Below are 22,282 nucleotides of genomic sequence, written 5' to 3' on the forward strand. Positions count from 1 at the left end.
ATGATGACCCTGCGCCAGATTCGCCACTTCATCGCCGTTGCCGAGACCGGCTCGATCTCCGCCGCCGCCCAGGCCGTGTTCATTTCCCAGTCGACCCTGACCCTGGCCATCCAGCAACTGGAGGAAGAAATCGGCGTCAGCCTGTTCAACCGGCATGCCAAGGGCATGAGCCTGACGCACCAGGGCCACCAGTTTCTGCGCCAGGCGCACCTGATCCTGGCCACGGTGGAAAACGCCAAGCGCAGCCTGCAGCAGAGCACGGATCAGGTCGAAGGCCAGCTCACCATCGGCGTCACCAGTCTGGTGGCCGGCTATTACCTGGCCGAACTGATCACCCGCTTCCAGCGCGCCTACCCCAACGTTTCCACCCGCGTGGTGGAGGACGAACGCCCCTATATCGAGCATCTGCTGGTGGCTGGTGAAATCGATGTCGGCGTGCTGATCCTCTCCAACCTGGAGGATCGCCACGCCCTGCAGACCGAAGTACTGACCCACTCGCCGCACCGCCTCTGGCTGCCGGCCCAGCACCCGCTGCTGGAACGCGACAGCATCACCCTGGCCGATGTCGCCGGGCAGCCGCTGATCCAGCTCAACGCCGACGAGATGGGCCTGCACACCGAGCGCATCTGGCGCCGTGCCGGGTTGACGCCACAGGTCAGCCTGCGCACCGCCTCGGTGGAAGCCGTGCGCAGCCTGGTGGCGGCAGGCTTGGGCCTGTCGATCCAGCCGGACATGACCTACCGGCCCTGGTCGCTGGAAGGCGACATCATCGAGGCCCGGCCACTGGCCGACCTCGGCGAACCGCTGGATGTCGGCCTCGCCTGGCGGCGCGGCACGGCGCGGCCGGCACTGGTCGATCCCTTCCTGACCCTGGCCCGCGAGCAACCGCCGGGACGCAAGGTTTCGATTTAATCGAACGCAGCTTTCAGTATTTAGAATTTGTCGAAGCCCGTGCCGGACTCTAGTCTCCAGTGAACGGTGCGGCTTCCCTGGAGACGCACCATGCCCGAGACACCCCGCCAGAGCGGCCACAAGAAGATGTCCAACCCTCAGCCCGAGCTGCACAGCGCCCTGCTCATCGACGGCCAACTGGTCGCCGGCGAAGGCGGCCGCGAAGCCATTCTCGACCCAGCCAGCGGCGAACGCCTGGTCGAAGTCGCCGAGGCGTCGGGCGCTCAGGTAGAGGCCGCCATCCTCGCGGCGCAACGGGCCTTCGGCCAGTGGTCGCGCAGCACGCCGGCAACCCGCGCCAGTGTGCTGCTGGCCATCGCCGATGCCATCGATGCCAACGCCGAAAAGCTCGCCCGCCTGGAAGCCCTGAACTGCGGCAAGCCACTGCACCTGGCGCGCCAGGACGATCTGCCAGCTACCGCCGACGTATTTCGCTTCTTCGCCGGCGCGGTGCGCTGCCAGCAAGGCCAGTTGGCCGGTGAATACCTGCCGGGCCACACCTCGATGATCCGTCGTGACGCCCTCGGTGTGGTCGCCTCCATCGCACCGTGGAACTACCCCCTGATGATGGCGGCGTGGAAGATCGCTCCAGCCCTGGCCGCCGGCAACTGCGTGGTGTTCAAGCCGTCGGAGCATACTCCGCTGTCGATCCTGGCACTGGCACCGCTGCTCGCGCAGATCGTGCCGGCCGGTGTGCTGAACATCGTCTGCGGCGGCGGCGAAAGCGTCGGCGCGCCGCTGGTCAGCCATCCGAAGGTGCGCCTGGTGTCACTGACCGGCGATATCGTTACCGGACAAAAAATCCTTCAGGCCGCCTCGCGCACGGTCAAACGCACCCACCTGGAACTGGGCGGCAAGGCGCCGGTGATCGTCTGCGACGACGCCGACCTCGATGCAGTGGTGCAGGGCGTGCGCGCCCACGGTTATTACAACGCCGGGCAGGACTGCACCGCCGCCTGCCGCATCTATGCCCAGGCCGGTATTCATGATCGCCTGGTAGCCGCCTTGGGTGACGCCGTCTCCAGCATTCGCTTTGCACGCAAGAAGGACGCCGACAACGAGATCGGCCCGCTGATCAGCGCCCGCCAGCGCGACCGCGTGGCCAGCTTCGTCGAGCGCGCCCTCGGCCAGCCACACATCGAACGCATCACCGGCGCTGCCGTGCACTCCGGCCCTGGCTTCTACTACCAGCCGACCCTGCTCGCCGGCTGCCGGCAGAGCGACGAGATCGTCCAGCGCGAGGTGTTCGGCCCCGTGGTCACCGTCACCCGCTTCGACGAACCGAGCCAAGCGCTGGACTGGGCCAACGACTCCGAATACGGCCTGGCCAGCTCGGTGTGGACACGCGACCTGGACAAGGCCTTCCAGCTTGCCGGGCGCCTGCAGTACGGCTGCACCTGGATCAACACCCATTTCATGCTGACCAGCGAGATGCCCCACGGCGGCCTGAAACGCTCCGGCTACGGCAAGGATCTGTCCAGCGATTCGCTGCACGACTACAGCGTGGCGCGCCACATCATGGTGCGCCACGGACAACAACTAGACTGATCACGCCGGCGGCAGCGCCGACGACATTTCACTGCCCCTACAACGATGTCCAATAAAGAGGGAAACACGATGTCCGCGCACAGAACCGCCGCACTAAGCGCCCTGACCACTGCCCTGCTGACCGTTTGTGCCGTGCAGGCCGCCGAACCGTTGACCGCCCTGGGCAAGCCTGAGGGTCAGCTCGACATCATCGCCTGGCCCGGCTACATCGAGCGTGGCGAGACCGACAAGGGCTATGACTGGGTGACCGCCTTCGAGCAGGAGTCGGGCTGCCAGGTCAACGTCAAGACCGCCGCCACCTCCGACGAAATGGTCAGCCTGATGGCCAAGGGCGGCTACGACCTGGTCACCGCCTCCGGCGATGCCTCGCTGCGCCTGGTCGCCGGCAAGCGCGTGCAGCCGATCAACACCGACCTGATCCCCAACTGGAGCAAGGTCGACGAGCGCCTGAAGAATGCTCCCTGGCACACCGTCGCCGGGCAGCACTACGGCACGCCCTACCAGTGGGGGCCGAACGTGCTGATGTACAACACCAACGTCTTCAAGCAGGCGCCCACCAGCTGGAACGTGCTGTTCGAGGCCCAGACCCTGGCCGACGGCAAGCCCAACAAGGGCCGTGTGCAGGCCTATGACGGCCCCATCTACATCGCCGACGCTGCGCTCTACCTCAAGGCGCACAAGCCCGAGCTGGGCATCGACGATCCCTACCTGCTGACCGAGGAGCAGTACGCCGCCGTGCTCGCCCTGCTGCGCCAGCAGCAGCCGCTGATCCACCGCTACTGGCACGATGTCACCGTGCAGATGAACGACTTCAAGAACGAAGGCGTGGTCGCCTCCAGCGCCTGGCCGTACCAGGTCAACGCCCTGCAACTGGAGAAACAGCCGATCGCTTCCACCGTGCCCAGCGAGGGCGCCACCGGCTGGGCCGACACCACCATGCTGCATGCCGAGGCCAAGCACCCGGTATGCGCCTACAAGTGGATGAACTGGTCGCTGGAGAACAAGGTGCAGGGCGACGTGGCCGCCTGGTTCGGCTCCCTGCCCGCCGTACCGGCGGCCTGCCAGGGCAACGAGCTGCTCGGCGCCGAGGGCTGCAAGGTCAACGGCTTCGACAACTTCGACAAGATCGCCTTCTGGAAAACCCCGCAGGCCGAGGGTGGCAAGTACGTGCCCTACAGCCGCTGGACTCAGGACTACATCGCCATCATGGGCGGTCGCTGAACGCCGTCCTGGCGGCTGCTGCGCAAGCCTGATCCGCGCCCGGCAGTGCTCGGAATCCTCACGTACGCCAGTACGCTGCGGTTTCTGTGCGCTGGCCGGACACGGCTGAGGCTCGCTCGCGACGCAGCCAGGACGACGTTCAAACCCTGATGGTTTAGAGCGTCACCGTTGTCCCACCACCACCGACCTCCCGTCTCGTGTCGGCAAACCGGCCGGGCCGGTGGTGGGCCGTTTTTCTCCTGGAGTGTTGAAGATGACCCTTGCAGTGCAATTCACCGATGTCTCCCGCGTGTTCGGCGAGGTCAAGGCCGTCGACCGGGTGTCCATCGACATCCAGGACGGCGAATTCTTTTCCATGCTCGGCCCCTCCGGTTCGGGCAAGACCACCTGCCTGCGCCTGATCGCCGGCTTCGAGCAGCCCAGCAGCGGCTCGATCCGCATTCACGGTGAGGAAGCCGCAGGCCTCGCGCCCTACCGACGTGACGTCAACACCGTGTTCCAGGACTACGCGCTGTTCCCGCACATGAGCGTGCTGGACAACGTCGCCTACGGCCTCAAGGTCAAGGGCGTGGCCAGGGCCGAACGTCATGCCCGCGCCGAGGAGGCACTGGCCATGGTCGCCCTGGCCGGTTTCGGTGGACGCAAGCCGGCGGCCATGTCCGGCGGTCAGCGCCAGCGCGTGGCCCTGGCCCGCGCCCTGGTCAACCGCCCGCGCGTGCTGCTGCTCGACGAGCCGCTGGGCGCGCTCGATCTGAAGCTGCGCGAGCAGATGCAGAGCGAGTTGAAGAAGCTGCAGCGCCAGCTCGGCATCACCTTCATCTTCGTCACCCATGATCAGGGCGAGGCGCTGTCGATGTCCGACCGCGTGGCCGTGTTCAACAAGGGCCGCATCGAACAGGTGGACACGCCGCGCAACCTCTACATGCAGCCGGCCACGGCCTTCGTTGCCGAGTTCGTCGGCACCTCCAACGTGCTGCGTGGCGAGCTGGCGCAGCGCCTGGCCGGCAGTGCACGGCCGCTGTCGATCCGCCCCGAGCACACGCGCCTGGCCGCTGGCGAGGCTCTGGCCAGCGACGAGCTGGAGATCAACGGCCTGCTGCACGATATCCAGTACCAGGGCGCGGCCACACGCTACGAGATTCGCCTGGACAACGGGCAGAACTTCGCCGTCAGCCAGGCCAACAGCCAGTGGCAGGCCAGCGCCACCTCACCCCAGGTCGGCCAGACGGTGCAGGTGCGCTGGTCGCGCGGGGCCATGGTCGCCCTGCGCGAGGAGGCCTGAGATGAGCACCAGCACACTCCCGAGCGGAGGCGGCCTGCTGCATGGCCTGGCCGACCTGCTCTACCGCAAGCCGACGCTGTACCTGTCGCTGCTGCTGATCCCGCCGCTGCTGTGGTTCGGCGCGGTCTACCTGGGTTCGTTGCTGACCCTGCTGTGGCAGGGTTTCTACACCTTCGACGACTTCAGCATGACGGTCACCCCGGATCTGACGCTGGGCAACTTCGCCGCGCTGTTGCAACCGGCCAACTTCGACATCATCCTGCGCACCCTGAGCATGGCCGTGGCGGTCACCCTGGCCAGCGCCCTGCTGGCCTTCCCCATCGCCTACTACATGGCGCGCTACACCACGGGCCGGATCAAGGCGTTCTTCTACATCGCAGTGATGCTGCCGATGTGGGCCAGCTACATCGTCAAGGCCTACGCCTGGACGCTGCTGCTGGCCAAGGGGGGCGTGGCCATGTGGTTCGTCCAGCACCTGGGCCTGGAGCCGCTGCTGAACCTGCTGTTGGCGACGCCGGGTGTGGGCGGCAACACGCTGTCCACCTCGCATTTCGGGCGCTTTCTGGTGTTCGTCTACATCTGGCTGCCGTTCATGATCCTGCCGATCCAGGCCTCCCTGGAACGCCTGCCGCCGTCGCTGCTGCAGGCCTCGGCCGACCTGGGTGCGCGACCGCTGCAAACCTTCGCCCAGGTGATCCTGCCGCTGTCGATCCCCGGCATCGCCGCCGGCTCGATCTTCACCTTCAGCCTGACCCTCGGCGACTTCATCGTCCCGCAACTGGTCGGCCCGCCCGGCTTCTTCATCGGCAACATGGTGTATTCGCAGCAGGGCTCGATCGGCAACATGCCGATGGCAGCCGCCTTCACCCTGGTGCCGATCGTGCTGATCGCCGTCTACCTGTCCATCGTCAAACGTCTGGGGGCCTTCGATGCACTCTGAGCGCGCATCCTGGGGATTGAAGCTGGCCGCCTGGGGCGGGCTGCTGTTCCTGCATTTCCCGATCCTGATCATCTTCCTCTACGCCTTCAACACCGAGAGCGCCGGCTTCAGCTTCCCGCCCAAGGGTCTGACCCTGGACTGGTTCGCCGTGGCCTTGGCCCGCGCCGACGTGCTCGAGGCGATCAAGCTGTCGCTGCAGGTGGCCGCCATCGCCACCACCATCGCCCTGCTGCTCGGCACCCTGGCCGCTGCCGCGCTGTACCGGCGCGACTTCTTCGGCAAGGAGAGCATCTCGATGATGTTGATCCTGCCAATCGCCCTACCCGGCATCATCACCGGCATCGCCCTGCTCGCCGCGTTCAAGACCTTCGGCATCGAGCCCGGCATCCTCACCATCGTCATCGGCCACGCCACCTTCTGCGTGGTGATCGTCTACAACAACGTCATCGCCCGCTTTCGCCGCACCAGCCAGAGCCTGATCGAGGCCAGCATGGATCTGGGTGCAGACGGCTGGCAGACCTTCCGCTACATCGTCCTGCCCAACCTCGCCTCGGCGCTGCTGGCTGGCGGCATGCTGGCCTTCGCCCTGTCGTTCGACGAGATCATCGTCACCACCTTCACCGCCGGCCACGAGCGCACCCTGCCGCTGTGGCTGCTCAACCAGTTGTCACGCCCGCGCGACGTGCCGGTGACCAACGTGGTGGCCATGGCCGTGATGCTGGTGACCATGCTGCCGATCCTCGGCGCCTACTACCTGACCAAGGACAGCGAGGGCGTTGCCGGCAGCGGCAAGTGACCCCGCCTTTCTCCATCGACCATCCCCTAGCGAGGTTCCATTCATGCAAACCCATCTGCTGATCAACGGTGAACTGGTCGCCGGCCAGGGCGAGCCCCAGGCCGTGCTCAATCCGTCGCTGGGCACGCCCCTGGTGCAGATCGCCGAAGCCACCGCCGAGCAGGTCGACGCCGCCGTGCGTGCTGCCGATGCCGCGTTCGAGTCCTGGTCGCAGACCACGCCCGGCCAGCGCTCGGCGCTGCTGCTGGCCCTGGCCGACGCCATTGATGCCAACGCCGACGAACTGGCCCGGCTGGAATCGCAGAACTGCGGCAAGCCCTATGCCGCCGCCCGTGGCGACGAGCTGCCGGCCATCGCCGATGTGTTCCGCTTCTTCGCCGGCGCCGCGCGCTGCCTGCAGGGTTCGGCGGCGGGCGAATACCTGCCCGGCCACACCTCGATGATCCGCCGCGATCCGGTTGGCGTGGTCGCCTCCATCGCCCCGTGGAACTACCCGCTGATGATGGCCGCGTGGAAACTCGCCCCCGCCCTGGCCGCCGGCAACACCGTGGTGCTCAAGCCCTCCGAGCAGACGCCGCTGAGCGCCCTGCGCCTGGGCGAGATACTCGCCGGCATCTTCCCCGCTGGCGTGGTCAACATCGTCTTCGGTCGCGGCCCGAGCGTCGGCGAGCCCCTGGTGACCCACGACAAGGTGCGCATGGTCTCGCTCACCGGCTCGATCCCCACCGGCTCGCGGATCATCGCCGGCACCGCCGACAGCGTGAAACGCATGCACATGGAACTGGGCGGCAAGGCGCCGGTGCTGGTGTTCGACGACGCCGACATAGACGCGGTGGTCGACGGCATCCGCAGCTTCGGCTTCTACAACGCCGGGCAGGACTGCACCGCCGCCTGCCGCCTGTACGTGCAGCAAGGCGTCTACGACGAAGTGGTGCGCCGCCTTGGCGAAGCGGTCGGTTCGCTGAAGATGGGCCTGCAGGACGAAGACGGCGTCGAGCTTGGCCCGCTGATCACCGAACAGCACCTGCAGCGCGTCGAAGGCTTCGTCGAACGCGCCAAGGCGCTGCCGCACATCCGTGTGGTCACCGGCGGCCAGCGTGCCGCACGGCCCGGCTTCTTCTTCGAGCCGACCGTGCTGGCCGGTGCCCGCCAGGATGACGAGATCGTCCAGCGCGAAGTGTTCGGCCCGGTGATCTCGATCACCGCCTTCGACGACGAAGCGCAGGTGCTGAGCTGGGCCAACGACTCCAGCTACGGCCTGGCCAGCTCGGTGTGGACGCGCGACGTGGGCCGCGCCCATCGCCTGGCCGCACGCCTGCAATACGGCTGCACCTGGGTCAACACGCATTTCATGCTGGTCAGCGAAATGCCCCACGGCGGCGTCAAGCGCTCCGGCTACGGCAAGGACATGTCGATGTACGGCCTGGAGGACTACACCGCCATTCGCCATGTGATGTTCAAGCACTGATCAGCCGCTGTCCGGCACGGGGCAAACCGCCCCGTGCTTGACAGCCTCACACCAGGCCGAGCACCATCGCCGAACGATTCAGGCAACGGGCCGCCCATGTACGCCACCTTCGACCACCCATCACTGCTCCCAGGCTTCACTGCCTGCCAGTGCGCGTGCGTCGTCGTTGCCAAGAAATCCAAGAAACAGTCGCTCATTTGACCGGGGCGCTGTCCCGTCAGATGGGCTGACAGGACAAGCGCCAGGTTGCATCTCCCCCTCCGCTCGTATCCCGCACCCTCCCTGACGGCGACCCAGACGGTCAGTCGCAAGGAGTTTTTCGCATGTCCGCTTTTCAAGGTATCTGGGTGGCGCTGGTCACCCCCTTTCACAACGGCGAGATCGATTTCGCCAGCCTCGACCGGCTGACGGCCAAGCTGCTGGAGGATGGTGTCGCGGGTTTCGTGGTCTGTGGCACCACCGGCGAGGCAGCAGCGCTCAGCCATAGCGAGCAACTGGCGGTGCTGGATGCCGTGCTCCAGCGCGTCCCCGCCGAGCGGGTGATCATGGGCCTGGCCGGTAACCAGGTGAGTGCGCTGCTCGATCTGCAACGGGAAATCCAGCGCCGCCCGCTGGCCGGTCTGCTGGTGCCGGCGCCCTACTACATCCGCCCGTCGCAGGCAGGATTGGAGCACTTCTTCACCACCCTGGCCGACGCCGCCGAGGTGCCGCTGGTGCTCTACGACATTCCCTACCGTACCGGCGTGCGTATCGAGCGCGAAACGCTGCGCCGCATCGTCCGCCATCCCAATATCCAGGCCATCAAGGACTGCGCCGGCGATGTCGAAACCACCATGGCGTTGATCGCCGATGGCCAGGTGCAGGTACTGGCCGGCGAGGACGTGCAGATTTTCAGCACCCTGTGTCTGGGTGGCGCGGGGGCCATCTCGGCATCGGCGCATATTCGCGCCGACCTTTACGTGGAGATGCAGCGATGTGTGGCACAAGGCGATCTGCAGGGCGCTCGGCAGTTGCACTACCGGTTGCTGCCCTGGATGCAGGCGGCGTTCAGCGAAGCCAATCCGGCAGCCGTGAAGGCGGCCCTGGCCTTGCTGGAACTGACCCACGAGGAGGTACGCGCGCCGATACTGCCCTGCTCGCCGGAAAACCGCGAACGCCTGCGTCACGTGCTGGCCACATTGGCGGATTAGCTAATGCACTGCCCTGCGTCAGCGCGGAGCGATATGCGCCACCATCAGTTGCACGGTCTCGTTGCCACGGAACTCGTTGAGGTCGAGTTTGTAGGCCAGCTCGGCCCAGCGCACCGTCGGGTTCGGCCAAACCTCGCGGTCGATGTTGAAGGCGATGCCGTCGAGCTGCACGCTGCCGCATTCGGTCTTGAGCACCAGTTTCAGATGGCGCTCACCGACCACGCGCTGGTTGATGACCTGAAACACGCCATGGAACAGCGGCTCGGGGAAATGCTGGCCCCAGGGCCCGGCGTTGCGCAGGGCGCGAGCCAGTTCCAGGTGAAATTCGGTGGCATCGAGCTGACCATCTGAGAGCAGGCGGCCGGTCAGGTCATCCTCGCTGAGCTGGCGACGCACTTCGGCATCGAAAGCCGCGGCGAAGGCGCCGAAGTTGGCTTGCGGCAACGACAGGCCGGCGGCCATGGCATGCCCGCCGAACTTGCTGATCAGCCCCGGATGCCTGGCTGCAACCGCGTCCAGCGCATCACGGATATGCAGCCCCGGCACCGAACGCGCCGAGCCCTTGAGCATGCCCTCACCGGCATCGGCGAAGGCAATGGCCGGGCGGTGGTAACGCTCCTTCAGCCGCGAGGCGAGAATGCCGATCACCCCCTGGTGCCAGTCCGGTTCGAACAGGCACAGGCCGAACGGCATGTCCTCGATCGACAGATCCTTGAGCTGAGCCAGCGCCTCGCGTTGCATACCCTGCTCGATGGCCTTGCGATCCTGGTTGAGCTGGTCGAGCTGCACCGCCATGTCGCGCGCCAGGGCCTCATCGTCGCAGAGCAGGCATTCTATCCCTAAGCTCATGTCGTCAAGACGCCCGGCTGCGTTAAGGCGTGGCCCGAGGATGAAGCCCAGATCGGTGGAGGTGATACGCCGATGGTCGCGCCCAGCGACTTCGAGAATCGCCCGCAACCCAGGCCGCGCCCGGCCAGCACGGATACGCGCCAGACCCTGGTGCACCAGGATGCGGTTGTTGGCATCCAACGGCACCACGTCGGCGACGCTGCCCAGCGCTACCAGGTCGAGCAACTCGCCCAGGTTCGGCTCCGCACGGCTGGCGAACCAGTTGCTCTCACGCAGGCGCGCACGCAGCGCCAGCAGCACATAGAACATCACCCCAACGCCGGCCATGGACTTGCTGGGGAACTCGCAGCCCGGCTGATTGGGGTTGACGATGGCATCGGCGGCCGGCAGCTCCGGCCCCGGCAGGTGATGGTCGGTGACCAGTACCGTCAGCCCAGCGGCCTTGGCCGCCGCCACGCCATCGACGCTGGAGATGCCGTTGTCCACGGTCAGCAGCAGATCGGGCTGGCGTTCGAGAGCGACGGCGACGATTTCCGGGGTCAGGCCATAGCCATACTCGAAACGGTTGGGCACCAGGTAATCGACATGCGCGGCGCCCAGCAGGCGCAGGCCAAGCACACCAACCGTACTGGCCGTGGCGCCGTCCGCGTCGAAGTCACCGACGATGAGGATGCGCTGACGCTGCTCGAGCGCCGCGACCAGCAGTTCGACCGCCGCATCGATGCCCTTGAGCTGCTGGTACGGAATCAGCCGCGCCAGCCCCTTGTCCAGCTCCTCGGCGGACTGCACGCCACGGGCGGCGTAGAGACGGGTGAGCAGCGGCGGCAGGTTTCCCAGATCGGGCAGTTGTGCAGGTAGGGGACGGGCTTCGATACGCATCTTGAGTCTTTTCGTGTAGGGCGGGTGCAACCCGCCACAGGTGATCCGGCGGGTTGCACCCGCCCTACGGCTTCAACGCTGGCCGGCCAGCCACTCCAGCGGAATCTCGTGCTGACCACGCTCGTCGGTGACGAACAGCTCGCCATCGCTGATCATCACGCTCCAGGACAGCGAACGCGGCATGTCCAGCGCCAGGTCGGCCAGCGCCTCCTGGCCCAGGCCAACCACGTTGATGTTCTTCAGACTACGCACCGGGTCGAGGCACTTGGTCTGCCACACGCGCAGGTTGCCGTAGGCCACCAGGCTGAACTTCTCGGTACGCCGCGAGCACCAGGTGATGCGCTCGCTGTCCGGCTGGCCGACTTCGATCCAGTGCAGCACACGATCATCCAGGCTCTTTTCCCACAACGCTGGCTCGTCGACATCCGACAGGCCGCGGCCGAACGCCAGTTGCTCGTGGTAGAACAGCGCATAGGCGATCAGCCTTGCGGCCAGGCGTTCTTCGGTTTCCGAGGGGTGACGAGCGACGGTGAAACGCAGGTTCTCGTAGACGCTGCGATCCATGTCGGTGAGGTTCAGTTCGATTTTGTAGGTGGTCGATGGCAGGGCCATGGCGGGCTTCTTGACGGGTCGGTAAGGCGGCAAGTCTACCGCGATTAGCGCACCTCTGCCCCGCCCGCTGAGCCGCCAGCATCCCCTCGGTACAGTTCCACGCGGTTACGCCCGTCGCGTTTGGCCTGGTACAACGCCTTGTCAGCCAGGTTCAGCAGATACTGCAGGTCATAGGTGCCCCACTCCATCGCCACCAGGCCGATACTCACGCTCTGTTCGCGCCCCTTGGGCGCCAGCGCAGAGAAGCCGACACGGATACGCTCGGCCAGCGCCAGGGCATCGGTGCCACTGCCGTCGATCAGGCAGGCGAACTCTTCGCCACCGATACGCCCGAACACGTCGCTACGCCGCAGGCTCTGGGCAACACCGGAGGCAAAGGCCTTGAGCACCCGGTCGCCTTCCTGGTGGCCCAGCTCATCATTGATCGCCTTGAAATGATCCAGGTCGAAGGACAGCAGCGCCACGGGGCGGCGCTGACGCTGACACAGGCTGAGCAGGCGCTCGCCCGCTTCGAAGAAGGCCCGCCGATTGCCGACTCCGGTCAACTCGTCGGAATAAGCGGCCCGGCGGTATTGCTTTTCAGCACGCTCCTTGACCATCGACAGCAGCATGAAGGCGATGCCGACGGCGTACAGCATGCTTTCGATCAACACGAGGGTGAACAGCGGATTCGACTGAATATCGCCATAGCCGGTCACGCCGGGGCCAAGGAACATACGCGCCAGCAGAAACATCAGGTGCAGACTGACGAGCACTGCCATGGGCACTACCGACACCTCGAGCGTGAGCCGAGCCCGCCAGAGCTCGACCAACGCAGCCAGCAGATACAGGCTGGCGATCAGGGTATGCACGGCGACCCGCGCCGCCAGACTGGTGTAGAAGGTCGGCCACAGACACAGCAGCGCCCAACATGCGGCACCTGCGCAGACCCCGGTATAGATCGGCGCACGACCGCAGAATACGCGGATCACCGACCAGTTCATGGCAATGCACAGCAGCAGCACGATATTGCCCAGCACGATGGGCACCCAATCGAAGCTGCCCCCGCGCAGGGCATTGAGCACCAGCCCCAGGGCGGCCAACAGCATCATCGCGCCCGTCCATAACAGGGCCCGCTGCTGACGCCCCTGCGACCAGCTGAAGATCAACAACACCCCGCACAAGCTGATGACCGCAGTGCTGGCGACTAACAGGGTGGGCAGGTGCAACTGCAACATCAACATCGAAGAATTTCCGAAGCTTTTCAGTAAGCCTTCCTGACTTACCAGACATGGCCTGTACGATAGCTGAAAGCGGCCCCGGGAACACGGTCAAAGCCTTGCCAATACGGCCTCCAACACCTGCTGCGGCGCCTCGCGCCACAGGCCGTAACTCAGCGGCAGGGTTTCCAGGCCGGCGCGCGTCAGTACCAGATAACGCTCCAGTTCGAGGAAGCCCTCGCCCTCCCCCGGAAAACCGATCAGGTCGATGGCCAGGCATTTGTCGCCACGGCGGCAGAACAGGTCCAGCACCTGGCCAGCCAGCGGATAGTGGTTCCAGACGCTGACGCCCTCGGCCTGTAGCGCTTCGCACAGGGTCTGCCGCGCCGTATCGGTGGCGCCGGGTTGCCAGACGGCGCCGGGCTTTTCAAGGTATTCCAGATAACGGCGTAGCAGGTGCGTGGCCGGCAGCTGGCGCTCATCACCGCTGAACAACAGCACCTGGCGCTCGCGGGCGCGGGTGATGGCGACGTTGAACAGGTCGGCGCGATTCAGGTAGGCCGCAGCCTGGCTCGATTCTCTATCGATGGCGAAGCTGAGGATCATCAGATCGCGCTCCTCACCCTGGAAGCCGTAGGGCGTATCCACCAGCAGGCGGAACTCGCGCAGTTGTTCCAGCGGCTGGGTTTCGCCGATGCGCGTGCGGATGCGTTCGACCTGATCACGGAACGGTGACAGCACACCGATGCTGGGTTTGAGCGGGCTGCCCTGGTACTCGGCCAGGTGCGCGGTGATAAGCGCCAGCACGCGCTCCACCTCTGCTTCGTTGACCCCATTGCGCCCACGCTGGCCGTCGATGCGCAGCAATTGCAGGCTGTCGCAGGCCTCACCACCCGGACGCTCCTTCATCACCCGCAAGCGCTGGTCGTAGAACAACTCGTTGCTGAAGCGAATCAGCGCCGGGCGGCTGCGAAAGTGTTCGTCGAGAAACACCACGCCGTCCTGGCTGACCAGTTGCAGGCCGACCAGATCCAGCACGCTGTTGTCACGGTAGCTCCAGGCCTCGCGCACCTCTGCCTGCAGGCCGGCGCGTTGCAACAGCTGCGTCTCACGCACGCGGGAGAGAAAGGAGATATGCCGCAACTGACGCGCATCGCCGGTCACCACCGCACGCTTGCAACGCTGGAAGGCCGGCAGCGCCGAGGCGATATCGCACTGAGTTGCTTCGTCCATCACCATCACGTCGAACAGCTGCGGGCGCAGCGGCAGCAGCCGATGCAGCTCGTCCAGCGTCACCACCCAGATCGGGAAGGCCGCCAGCAGGCGCGCCGGGTCGATATCCTCGAACAGCGCCAGTTGGCGCTGCGAATTGCGCGCGCGAATGGCCTGGTTGTAGCGCACGAACAAGCCACGGTCGGTCATTAGCAGGCGCTTGAGCGCCAGGCTGCGATGGCTGTTGAGGTGCTCACGGCTGAGCGACTGACGGCGCTGCTGGCAATCGCGCAACTCATCCAGCAATGCCCAGGGGCGCACACTGCTACCAATACGCTTACGCACCCAAGGCACCTGCAACCAGCGCTGCCAGAAGGCCAGGCTGCCACGTTCGGCACGCAGCAGCAGGCGGCTCCAGCGCACGGCCTGCTCGCAGCGCCGACGAAAATCAGCCGACAGGCGCACTTCGGCCTGCGTCAGCACCTCCAGTTCGCTGCGTTGACGTGCCTCGAGCGGCTCGGATACCTCGGCAATCTCGCCCTGCAGCATCCGCTGCAGCCGCTCGCGCAGGGCCTGGCGCAGGCTCTGGCCATCGCCTTCGAGCACGCCGTCACGCAGGCCGAAATCCTCGCGCAGCTTGTGCGCGATCACGCGCACCGCCTGGGCACTGCGGCTGACCAGCAGTACCGTCTCGCCCTGCAGGTAGCGATCCAGCGCCAGCGCGGCCAGGCTGTAGCTCTTGCCGGTGCCGGGCGGGCCGGAAATCTGGCTTAGCGGATAACGCGCGGCATTGGCCAGCGTCCGGCATTGCGCCGCGCTGAGCTGCGCAGGCAGGCGCTGCGGCGTACTGATCGACCCCGTAGGCGGAACCGCTGGCGCTTCACCGAGCAACTGCAACAAGGCCGGCGAAAGCTGCTCGGCCTCCTGCAGCAGCTGTAGCTCATGGGCAATGCCGCGACTGCCGCTGCCGCGCGGCACCAGCGCGACGAAGGCGCCGGCCTGCAGCGACAGGCTGCGGCGACGCTGAGCCTTGGCCAAGGTCTCGACATCTGCCAATTGCGGGAAACCCGCCGCCTCACTGACGTCGCCCACCTGCGTATTGCGCTCTACCCAGGCCAGCAACTGCCCCAGGGAGGCATCATCGAGTGGGCATGTCGGCAGCGGCAGTTCGTCGAGACTATCGTTGCCGCTCTCATCGAACAGACGGCGCAACAAGCGCCAATTGCCATGGGTACGCTGCACGTCGATGGCGAGCATCTGGCTCTGCCCGTCGGCCGTCGCCTGCAGGTTGGCCTCGTAATAGAACAACGGGCCACAGATCGCCTGCGAGGCCCCGCTTTCCAGCTGCAGCCGGCCACAGATCGGCAGCACGCCGTAGACCAGTTGCAGCTCGCGTTGATACAGCGCCTGCGCCTCGGCCAGGTTACGGCCCAGCTCGGCAGACAACGGCAACAGCGGCATACCGCCGCTGGCCAGTTCCTCACGCCCATCGAGCCAGGCCCAGCGATTGGCGGGCAGCTTGCTCAGGTTGTCCAGATCCAGGTCGCGGCTGTCGGCCAGGTAGCAGCTGCGATAGAAGCCGAGCAGTTGGCGGGCGTGAATTTGGCTCATCAGTTACCTGCGTAACGCGCCCACAGCGACTCGAATTCACGGCTGTAGGCCGCAACCAGTTGCGGGTGATCGATCACCAACAGGTTTTCCTCGTTGCTGGTGCTGGCGCTGCGTGTCCAGTTGAAGCTGCCGTTGAGCAGCAGGCGCCCATCGAACAGGGCAAATTTGTGGTGCATGTGGAAGGGGCCGGCGTCGATGCGCAGCGGCACCCCCTTGTCGCGCAACCACTGAATATCGCTGCCGACGTCGAACTGTTTTTCGTTGTCGCTGATCACCCGCACGGCGAGACCGCGCTCATGGCAGGCCAGCACCTCCTCACTGAGCTGATCGTCGGAGATGGTGTAGACACAGATCTCCACGCTCTTGCGCGCCTGGCGGCACAGCTCGCGAATCTTGCGCCGGCAACTCTCGCCAGGGCTGAAGTGCGCCGTGGCATGTTCCACGCGCGGCGCGCTGCCGACACTGTCGAGGGTCTTGATGACTTGCTCCAGCCATTTCAGCACCGGCTCGACGTTCTCCGGCTCCTTCATCAGCTCGCGGGCCAGGGCGAAGGCACGGTTACGCATGAAACGCACCTGATCGCTGCTCAGCTCGCTGCCCAGTTGGCGCAGCTCGTCGCGCTCCTCGTTGCTCAGGCGCAGATCGGCCAGGCTGTCACGCAGTTGCTGGTCGAGGCGGTTGAAGTCCATGAAAAATCCCTTTTATCGTTTGAGACGGCGGCGGCTCAAGGCGGCGTAAAGCACACCGCAGAAAGCCCCCGCCAGGTGGTATTCGAAGGAAACGCCAGCACGCGGCAGCAGGCCGAAGAACCAGCCGCCGTAGAGGAAGAACACCAGCACCGCCAGTAACAGGTCAAGCAGGCTGCGCTCGAACCAGGCCCGCGCCAGCAACAGCCCCCAGAAGCCGAACAGCCAACCGCTGGCACCGACGTGCAGGCCGGTACGACCGAACAGCCAGACCAGCGCCCCGCTGCCGAGGATGATGAAGGCGCTGGCGAAGAAGAAATCACGCCGCGAACGCAACAGCACCAGGCTGCCGAGCACCAGCAAGCCGCTGAGGTTGCTGAGCAGATGCGCCCAACTGCCATGCAGCCAGGGCGCGAAGAGAATGCCCGGCAGCGCCTCGATATGCCGAGGCAGCAAGCCCCAGGCGTTCAAGGCGCCGCCCAGGGCGCTGTTGGCCAGTTGTATCAGCAGCATCACGCCGCTGATCAACAGCAGCGGGCGCAGCTCGACCAGCCAGCCTCGCCTCACGGCGCCTCGTCATCGCTGCGTTGCTCCTGGCCGAGCAACGTGCCGAGGTCACGCAGTTGCGTGGAGATTTCCAGCATGCGGTTGTGGGTGCGCAAATCGATGTCGATCTTCTTGTCCATCGCCTTGATCAGCGGCAGGAAGCTGTTTTCCAGGCTATCGGCCAGGCTTTCGAGCAATTTTTGCGTGCCCGGCTGCGGCGGCGCAACCACCTCCACCTGCGGGCGCAGCTTGCCGAGATTATCCAGCCCGGCCAGCAACTGTTCCCAGGGAATGCTCGGCGCCGCGCTAGCCGGCTTGCCGCCAGCACCCAGGCCGCGCACGCTTTCCACCAGATCATTGAGCTGCGCCACCACACGCCCACCGACATCGCTGTCGCTGCCGCCCATGGCCTTGTTGCGCATGAAGTCGCGCTTGATATGCGCCCAGCGCTCGGCCTGCTCGGGCGTCATGTTGCCGCGCAATTCGGCGAGCTTGAGCAGGTTCTCCTCGGCGCCGGTGGTGAGCAGCTGCGACTCGCCCTGATAGTGGTCGGCGATCAGTTGAAGCAGCTCGGCATCGTTCATCACCGCGCTGATCTTCTCCGCCATCTTGTTCATGTTGCGGTAGCTGCCCTGCAGCTTGAACGGCGGCTCGGTGCGGTAGCTGTCGGCCTGCGCGGCGCTGACGATGTACTGCTGGTTGACCCGGCCAACCACATCGCGCACCTGCATCAGACGCTGCAGGGTCGAGGTGATCTCGTTGATCTCGGCGGCGCTGTAGGTGTGGCTCAGCTCGTTGGCCGAGAACGGCTTGCCCTCGGCCTTGGCGACGAAACGGTAGACGTCGGCCATATCGCGGGTGGCCAGCGGCGCCAGCACCGGGTTGGAGGTCAGGCTGTTCTCGATGTAGCTCAGCGCGAAAGCTTCCTGCATGCCGCCCAGGGTGTCGCCCAGGTTGTAGATGTCGGCACGGTTGGCAAGCATGTCGGGGATCTTGAACACGTCGCCGGACTCGGTGTACGGGTTGCCGCTCATCACCACGCAGAATTTCTTGCCGCGCATGTCGTAGGTCTTGGTCTTGCCCTTCCACACACCTTCGATGCGCCGCGTGCCGTCGCACAGCGAGATGAACTTCTGCAGGAACTCGGGGTGGGTGTGCTGGATGTCGTCGACATAGAGCATCACGTTGTTGCCCATTTCCAGCGCCAGGTTGAGCTTTTCCAGCTCCTGACGTGAGGTGGCGTCCGGCGCCTGCGCCGGATCGATGGAGCGCACTTCGTGGCCCAGCGCCGGGCCGTTGACCTTCATGAAGATCAGGCCGAGGCGGTGCGCGACGTACTCCATCAGCGTGGTCTTGCCGTAGCCGGGCGGCGAAATCAGCATCAGCAGGCCCATCAGGTCGGTGCGCTTGTTCTCGCCGGCGGTGCCCATCTGCTTGGCCAGGTTGTCGCCGATGAAACCCAGGTACACGTCGTTGATCAGCTTGTTGCGCACGAACGACGACAGCGGCCTTGGCTTGAATTCGCTCAGGCGCAGTGCATCGCGCTCGCGGTTGATGACCTCCTGGCGCAGCGCCTGGTAGCGCTGCAACTGCGGCACGAAGTGATCCAGGTGCTGCCGCAGGCGGGCGAAGTAATCATCGATGGCCAGCAGCAGGCTGCCATGCTGCAGTCGCGGATGATCGCCGAGGAGGCCGCTGACGCTGAAACGCAGATCGACCTCGGTGAAACGCCGCGGGAAGTCGTCATCCAGCAGGCTGACCGCAATCGCTTCGGGCACGTAGTCGGCCAACTCGGCCATGGCGGCATCCTGCGCGCACAGGCCGTCGAACCAGGTCTGCGCCAGCGACCAGCGCTGCACCGGGCGGCCGCGCAGGTTGTCCAGCGCGGCGCGGTAGTCGTCCCATACATGGCTGGCCTGCATGCGTTGCTGCAGGGTGTCGAGCAGTTGCCGGGCGTACTTGCTGAAGCTGAACTCGACCGGCTTGGCCGCCAGCTCCTCCACCAGATAGGCAGCAGCCGCCTGGCGTTGTGCGGCGTCCACAGCCAGCGGATGTTGGCCCAGGAAGCGCTGCATGGCTGCATCGATCTCTTCGCGCAGGCGCTGCACGCCGTCCTCGCTGCCGAACAACTGGCGCAGGTGCAGGCTGCTGCGCGCGCGCTGCGGCCACAGCTCGGCCTCGATGTCCTGCCCCCAGCGATTCCAGAACAGCGCGGCGAAGCCACGCGCCGCCGGCGCGTAACGCAGCAGCCCGGCGCTTTCGCGCAGCGGCAGCAATTGAGTGAGGATCAACGCGGCGTCGTGATCGTGGATACCCTTCTCGTAGGCATCCTTGTAGCGCGGCGCGGCGAAGTCACGGATCAGCCGGGTCAGGATTTCCGGCTGCGCCAGGTGGGTCTTGAGCAGATCCAGGCTCAGGCCTTCACGGCCCGCCACGGCGGCATCGAGCACCAGACCAGCGAGGTATTCGGCGCGGTACAGCGAGGGCGACTCGGATTCCAGCGACACCTGCCAGTAGTCGCGCAGGCCATCCAGGGTCTCGTCGCGCAGCGGTTCGAGGAAGTCGGTGCCGGTCAGGTGCAGGTAGAGCTGATCGCCGCGCGGCATCAGGGTCAGGTCGAGTTCCTGGGTATTGACGCTGAAGCGATGGCGCGGGCCGAGCTTGATGACGTTGCCGCCTTCCTCGAACAGCTCGCTCTTGTCACGCAGGGCGCGCACCGCCTGGTCGCGGGCGGCCTTGAGGCGCGCCTCGACATCATCGGCCTTGACGCTGTCTTTCAGCTCGCGCAGGCGCTCGGCCATCTCACGCAGCTTGAGAATCAGCGGGTCGGCGGCGAAGAAGGCGTTGAGCTCTTCCATCTGGGTCAGGCGCGCGGTGCGCCGGCCGAGGCTGTCGAGGATGCGCCGGGCGGCGTCGAGCACGCCCTGAGCGCGGCGCTGGCGGTCGTCGAGCAGGCTCTGCTTGTGCGACTCGAAGGTCTCCAGCAGTTCTTCGCGCTTGCCGAGGATGTCGCTCAAGAACCCCTCGTGATCACCGAACTGGCTTTCCAGCTCTTCGAGCTGCACCAGCAGGCGGGACAACTGCTCGTCGCACTTCTCCGGATCCTGCGCCAGCGCCAGAGCGTTGGTGATGCCCTGGCTGAACAGTTTGAACTGAGCACCGAACTGCGCCACGGTCTCAGCCGAGCCCAGGCCCTTGCGCCGTTGTTCGGCACGCGCCTTGGCCTGGTTGAGGTGGGCGTAAACCTCGGAAATCGACTCGACGATGGCGGTGCGCTGGGTGGCGTCGTCGATCTTCAGCGAGGCCATCAGGCTGGAGAGCATGTCGAGGTTGCCGGCCATGGCCTGCATCTCGACCAGCGGCTCGTTCAGCTGGGTGACGCTTTCGGCCTTCTGCGCCAGGCCGTCCAGTTCACCGAGGCGCTGCACGTAAGGCTGCAGCGCGGCGTCGCTGGCGAGGAAGGCGGACGTGGCCGTGGCCACGCGCTCCTGCGCTTCGAGCAATTCGGCTTCCATGGCGTCGATGCGCGCCACGTCGATGTAGCGGTAGTCGCGGATGGTCAGCAACTGGCCGCGTTGGGCATTGATCGCGTTGAGTGCTTCGACGAAGTGCTGCACCTCGTCCCAGCTATCCACCAGCAGGCCGGAGAGCAGGCTCTTCTGCCGCGTCTCGGCCTCGGCCATGGCGCGGGCGGACTGCTGGCGAATGCTCTCAACCTTCTCGAATTCATCGAGCACCAGCTCGCCGGTGGCAGCGATCTCGCGCAGCAAGGGCGCCAGCTCGGCGCACTGGGCGTCGCCCAGCCAGTGGTAGACGTCGAACAGGCGGCGGGTGTTCTGGCACAACTGGGTGTAGCGCGCCACCGACACTTCGCGGCTGTCGATCTCGCGGCTGAGACCCAGCAGGTCGGACACGCCGCGTACCAGCTCGGCATTGCCGATACGCCCGAAGAAGCCGCTGCGCGCCGGCTGGCGGGCGGCGTAATCGTCGCTCTCGAACGGCGTCTGCCAGATCTGCATCGGATGGATGCGCGTCGGCTCGCTGCCCTCGGCGGAGAAGATCACCATACGCCCGTCTTCCAGGCGCGCGTAACCGTGGCCGAAGATCGGGTTGTGCAACTGGCGGTTGATCATGTTGTAGGTGAACAGCGCCGAGCGGCCTTCTTCCGGGTGGTAGAAGATGTACTGCACGTCCTCGCCGTTGGGCGAGCGTACCGAGCGCTTGAAGCGCATACCGCCCATGGGCTGTTCGAAGGTCTTGTACTCGCCACTCTGCAGGTAGTAGCCGCCGGGGAAGATGATGCCGTGGTCTTCCGGTAGCTGCACGCAGGCCAGGCCGATCGCATCGATGCGCTCGACCTTGCTGGTCAGGCTGTTGAACACCAGATAACGCCACTGTTCTTCGCGGTACGGCAGAATCTTCAGCAGGATCAGGCTGCCCAGGCGGGCGTATTCGATCTGCGCGTCGTCGAGCGACTGGGTCTTGTCCACCACCGGCTCGCGGTAGATGCCCAGGCCATCCTGGGTGTTGTTCTCGACCTTGATGGTGAGGTCGCCACCGATGGTCTCGACGAACACGGTATCGAGGATGTTCAGGTGCGGATGGCGGCCCATGACCACCATCTCGCGGGACGTCTTCTGCCATTCGAAGTCGAATGGCGCCGGCAGCGCGATATCGCGCTCGCCACGGTTGTCGATATAGCGCACTTCGCGCCCATCGACGGAGATCGACCAGCGGAACACGCGGATATCGCTGACCCGCTCGCCGATCTGGAAGCTCGCCAGCAACTTGCCGTCACGGATGGCCAGTTGCAGCAGGCGGGTGTTCTTGTAGTAGGTGTACAGCTCGTTGAAATCGGCGACGAAACTGGCCTGCGCCAGGAATGACCCCTCCAGGGGCACCGGCTCGGCGTCGTAGCCTTCGGCGCCCTCGACCAGGCGGTAGAGGGAGAACACGTCGGCGACGCTGGTCTCCTTCTTCAGGCCGAGGAACACGTTGTAGCCGAACAGCAGGCAGTCACCGACCTGGACGATATCGCGGGCGATGCAGTTGTTCTCGGTGCGGATGCGCACCCGGCCGATGGCTTCCATAGCGCTGCTGCCGAACTCGGCCAGGCGCTGGCCGTTGAGCGCTTCGGTCAGCGCGCGCAGGCGCTGGCCCTGCTCCTGCAGGCGCTTGTGCAGCACCTCGTAGGCGCCGCCTTCGGCGACGGCCTTGTCCAATACGTCCTGTGTTTGTGCGTCCGACATCGTGTTCTTCCTGGATATTCGGCATCGAGCACCCTCGCCCGCT

The 22,282-nt window shown here is 65.6% G+C and carries 15 protein-coding genes; 8 read left to right on the top strand and 7 right to left on the bottom strand.

Annotation, left to right across the window (positions count from 1 at the left end; all coding sequences use genetic code 11):
- From VC352_RS18790 to dapA, 8 genes are all read left to right on the top strand, one after another.
- On the top strand, positions 1 to 912 hold the full coding sequence (locus VC352_RS18790; protein WP_322981039.1) for a LysR family transcriptional regulator: 912 nt from the start codon (positions 1 to 3) through the stop codon (positions 910 to 912).
- 90 nt (positions 913 to 1,002) lie between these two features.
- The gene (locus tag VC352_RS18795; protein WP_416340207.1) at positions 1,003 to 2,499 is read left to right on the top strand and encodes a gamma-aminobutyraldehyde dehydrogenase; all 1,497 of its coding nucleotides are present in this window, start codon (positions 1,003 to 1,005) and stop codon (positions 2,497 to 2,499) included.
- A gap of 69 nt (positions 2,500 to 2,568) precedes the next feature.
- A complete protein-coding gene (gene ydcS, locus VC352_RS18800; RefSeq protein WP_322981040.1) occupies positions 2,569 to 3,720 on the top strand; it encodes a putative ABC transporter substrate-binding protein YdcS in 1,152 nt (383 codons plus the stop codon).
- A gap of 253 nt (positions 3,721 to 3,973) precedes the next feature.
- The gene (locus VC352_RS18805; protein ID WP_322981041.1) at positions 3,974 to 5,002 is read left to right on the top strand and encodes an ABC transporter ATP-binding protein; all 1,029 of its coding nucleotides are present in this window, start codon (positions 3,974 to 3,976) and stop codon (positions 5,000 to 5,002) included.
- 1 nt (position 5,003) lies between these two features.
- The gene (locus VC352_RS18810; protein ID WP_322981042.1) at positions 5,004 to 5,942 is read left to right on the top strand and encodes an ABC transporter permease; all 939 of its coding nucleotides are present in this window, start codon (positions 5,004 to 5,006) and stop codon (positions 5,940 to 5,942) included.
- A complete protein-coding gene (locus tag VC352_RS18815) occupies positions 5,932 to 6,738 on the top strand; it encodes an ABC transporter permease (protein WP_322981043.1) in 807 nt (268 codons plus the stop codon). Before VC352_RS18810 ends, VC352_RS18815 begins: the two co-directional genes overlap by 11 nt.
- Before the next feature lie 43 nt (positions 6,739 to 6,781).
- Complete coding sequence (locus VC352_RS18820) at positions 6,782 to 8,206, top strand: gamma-aminobutyraldehyde dehydrogenase (protein WP_322981044.1); 1,425 nt, start codon at positions 6,782 to 6,784, stop codon at positions 8,204 to 8,206.
- A 323-nt stretch (positions 8,207 to 8,529) separates the two neighbouring features.
- Positions 8,530 to 9,396, top strand: coding sequence for a 4-hydroxy-tetrahydrodipicolinate synthase (gene dapA / locus VC352_RS18825; protein ID WP_322981045.1), 867 nt, complete (start codon positions 8,530 to 8,532; stop codon positions 9,394 to 9,396).
- An 18-nt stretch (positions 9,397 to 9,414) separates the two neighbouring features.
- Here dapA and recJ read toward each other — a convergent pair whose 3' ends face one another.
- The 7 genes from recJ to VC352_RS18860 form a co-directional block, all read right to left on the bottom strand.
- Complete coding sequence (recJ, locus tag VC352_RS18830) at positions 9,415 to 11,124, bottom strand: single-stranded-DNA-specific exonuclease RecJ (RefSeq protein ID WP_322981046.1); 1,710 nt, start codon at positions 11,122 to 11,124, stop codon at positions 9,415 to 9,417.
- A gap of 72 nt (positions 11,125 to 11,196) precedes the next feature.
- On the bottom strand, positions 11,197 to 11,736 hold the full coding sequence (locus VC352_RS18835) for a YaeQ family protein (RefSeq protein WP_106736834.1): 540 nt from the start codon (positions 11,734 to 11,736) through the stop codon (positions 11,197 to 11,199).
- Between the two features lie 44 nt (positions 11,737 to 11,780).
- Positions 11,781 to 12,959 (bottom strand): GGDEF domain-containing protein, encoded by a 1,179-nt coding sequence (locus VC352_RS18840; protein WP_322981047.1) that lies wholly within the window; start codon positions 12,957 to 12,959, stop codon positions 11,781 to 11,783.
- 87 nt (positions 12,960 to 13,046) lie between these two features.
- On the bottom strand, positions 13,047 to 15,758 hold the full coding sequence (locus tag VC352_RS18845) for an ATP-binding protein (RefSeq protein ID WP_322981048.1): 2,712 nt from the start codon (positions 15,756 to 15,758) through the stop codon (positions 13,047 to 13,049).
- A complete protein-coding gene (locus VC352_RS18850) occupies positions 15,758 to 16,447 on the bottom strand; it encodes a phospholipase D-like domain-containing protein (RefSeq protein WP_322981049.1) in 690 nt (229 codons plus the stop codon). The genes VC352_RS18845 and VC352_RS18850 overlap by 1 nt, the downstream gene beginning before the upstream one ends.
- A 12-nt stretch (positions 16,448 to 16,459) precedes the next feature.
- The gene (locus VC352_RS18855) at positions 16,460 to 17,011 is read right to left on the bottom strand and encodes a rhomboid family intramembrane serine protease (RefSeq protein WP_322981050.1); all 552 of its coding nucleotides are present in this window, start codon (positions 17,009 to 17,011) and stop codon (positions 16,460 to 16,462) included.
- The gene (locus tag VC352_RS18860) at positions 17,008 to 22,239 is read right to left on the bottom strand and encodes a DNA repair ATPase (protein WP_322981051.1); all 5,232 of its coding nucleotides are present in this window, start codon (positions 22,237 to 22,239) and stop codon (positions 17,008 to 17,010) included. Before VC352_RS18860 ends, VC352_RS18855 begins: the two co-directional genes overlap by 4 nt.
- Between the last annotated feature and the right edge of the window lie 43 nt (positions 22,240 to 22,282).

This window comes from Pseudomonas sp. C11 (assembly GCF_034683865.1).
Classification (GTDB): domain Bacteria; phylum Pseudomonadota; class Gammaproteobacteria; order Pseudomonadales; family Pseudomonadaceae; genus Aquipseudomonas.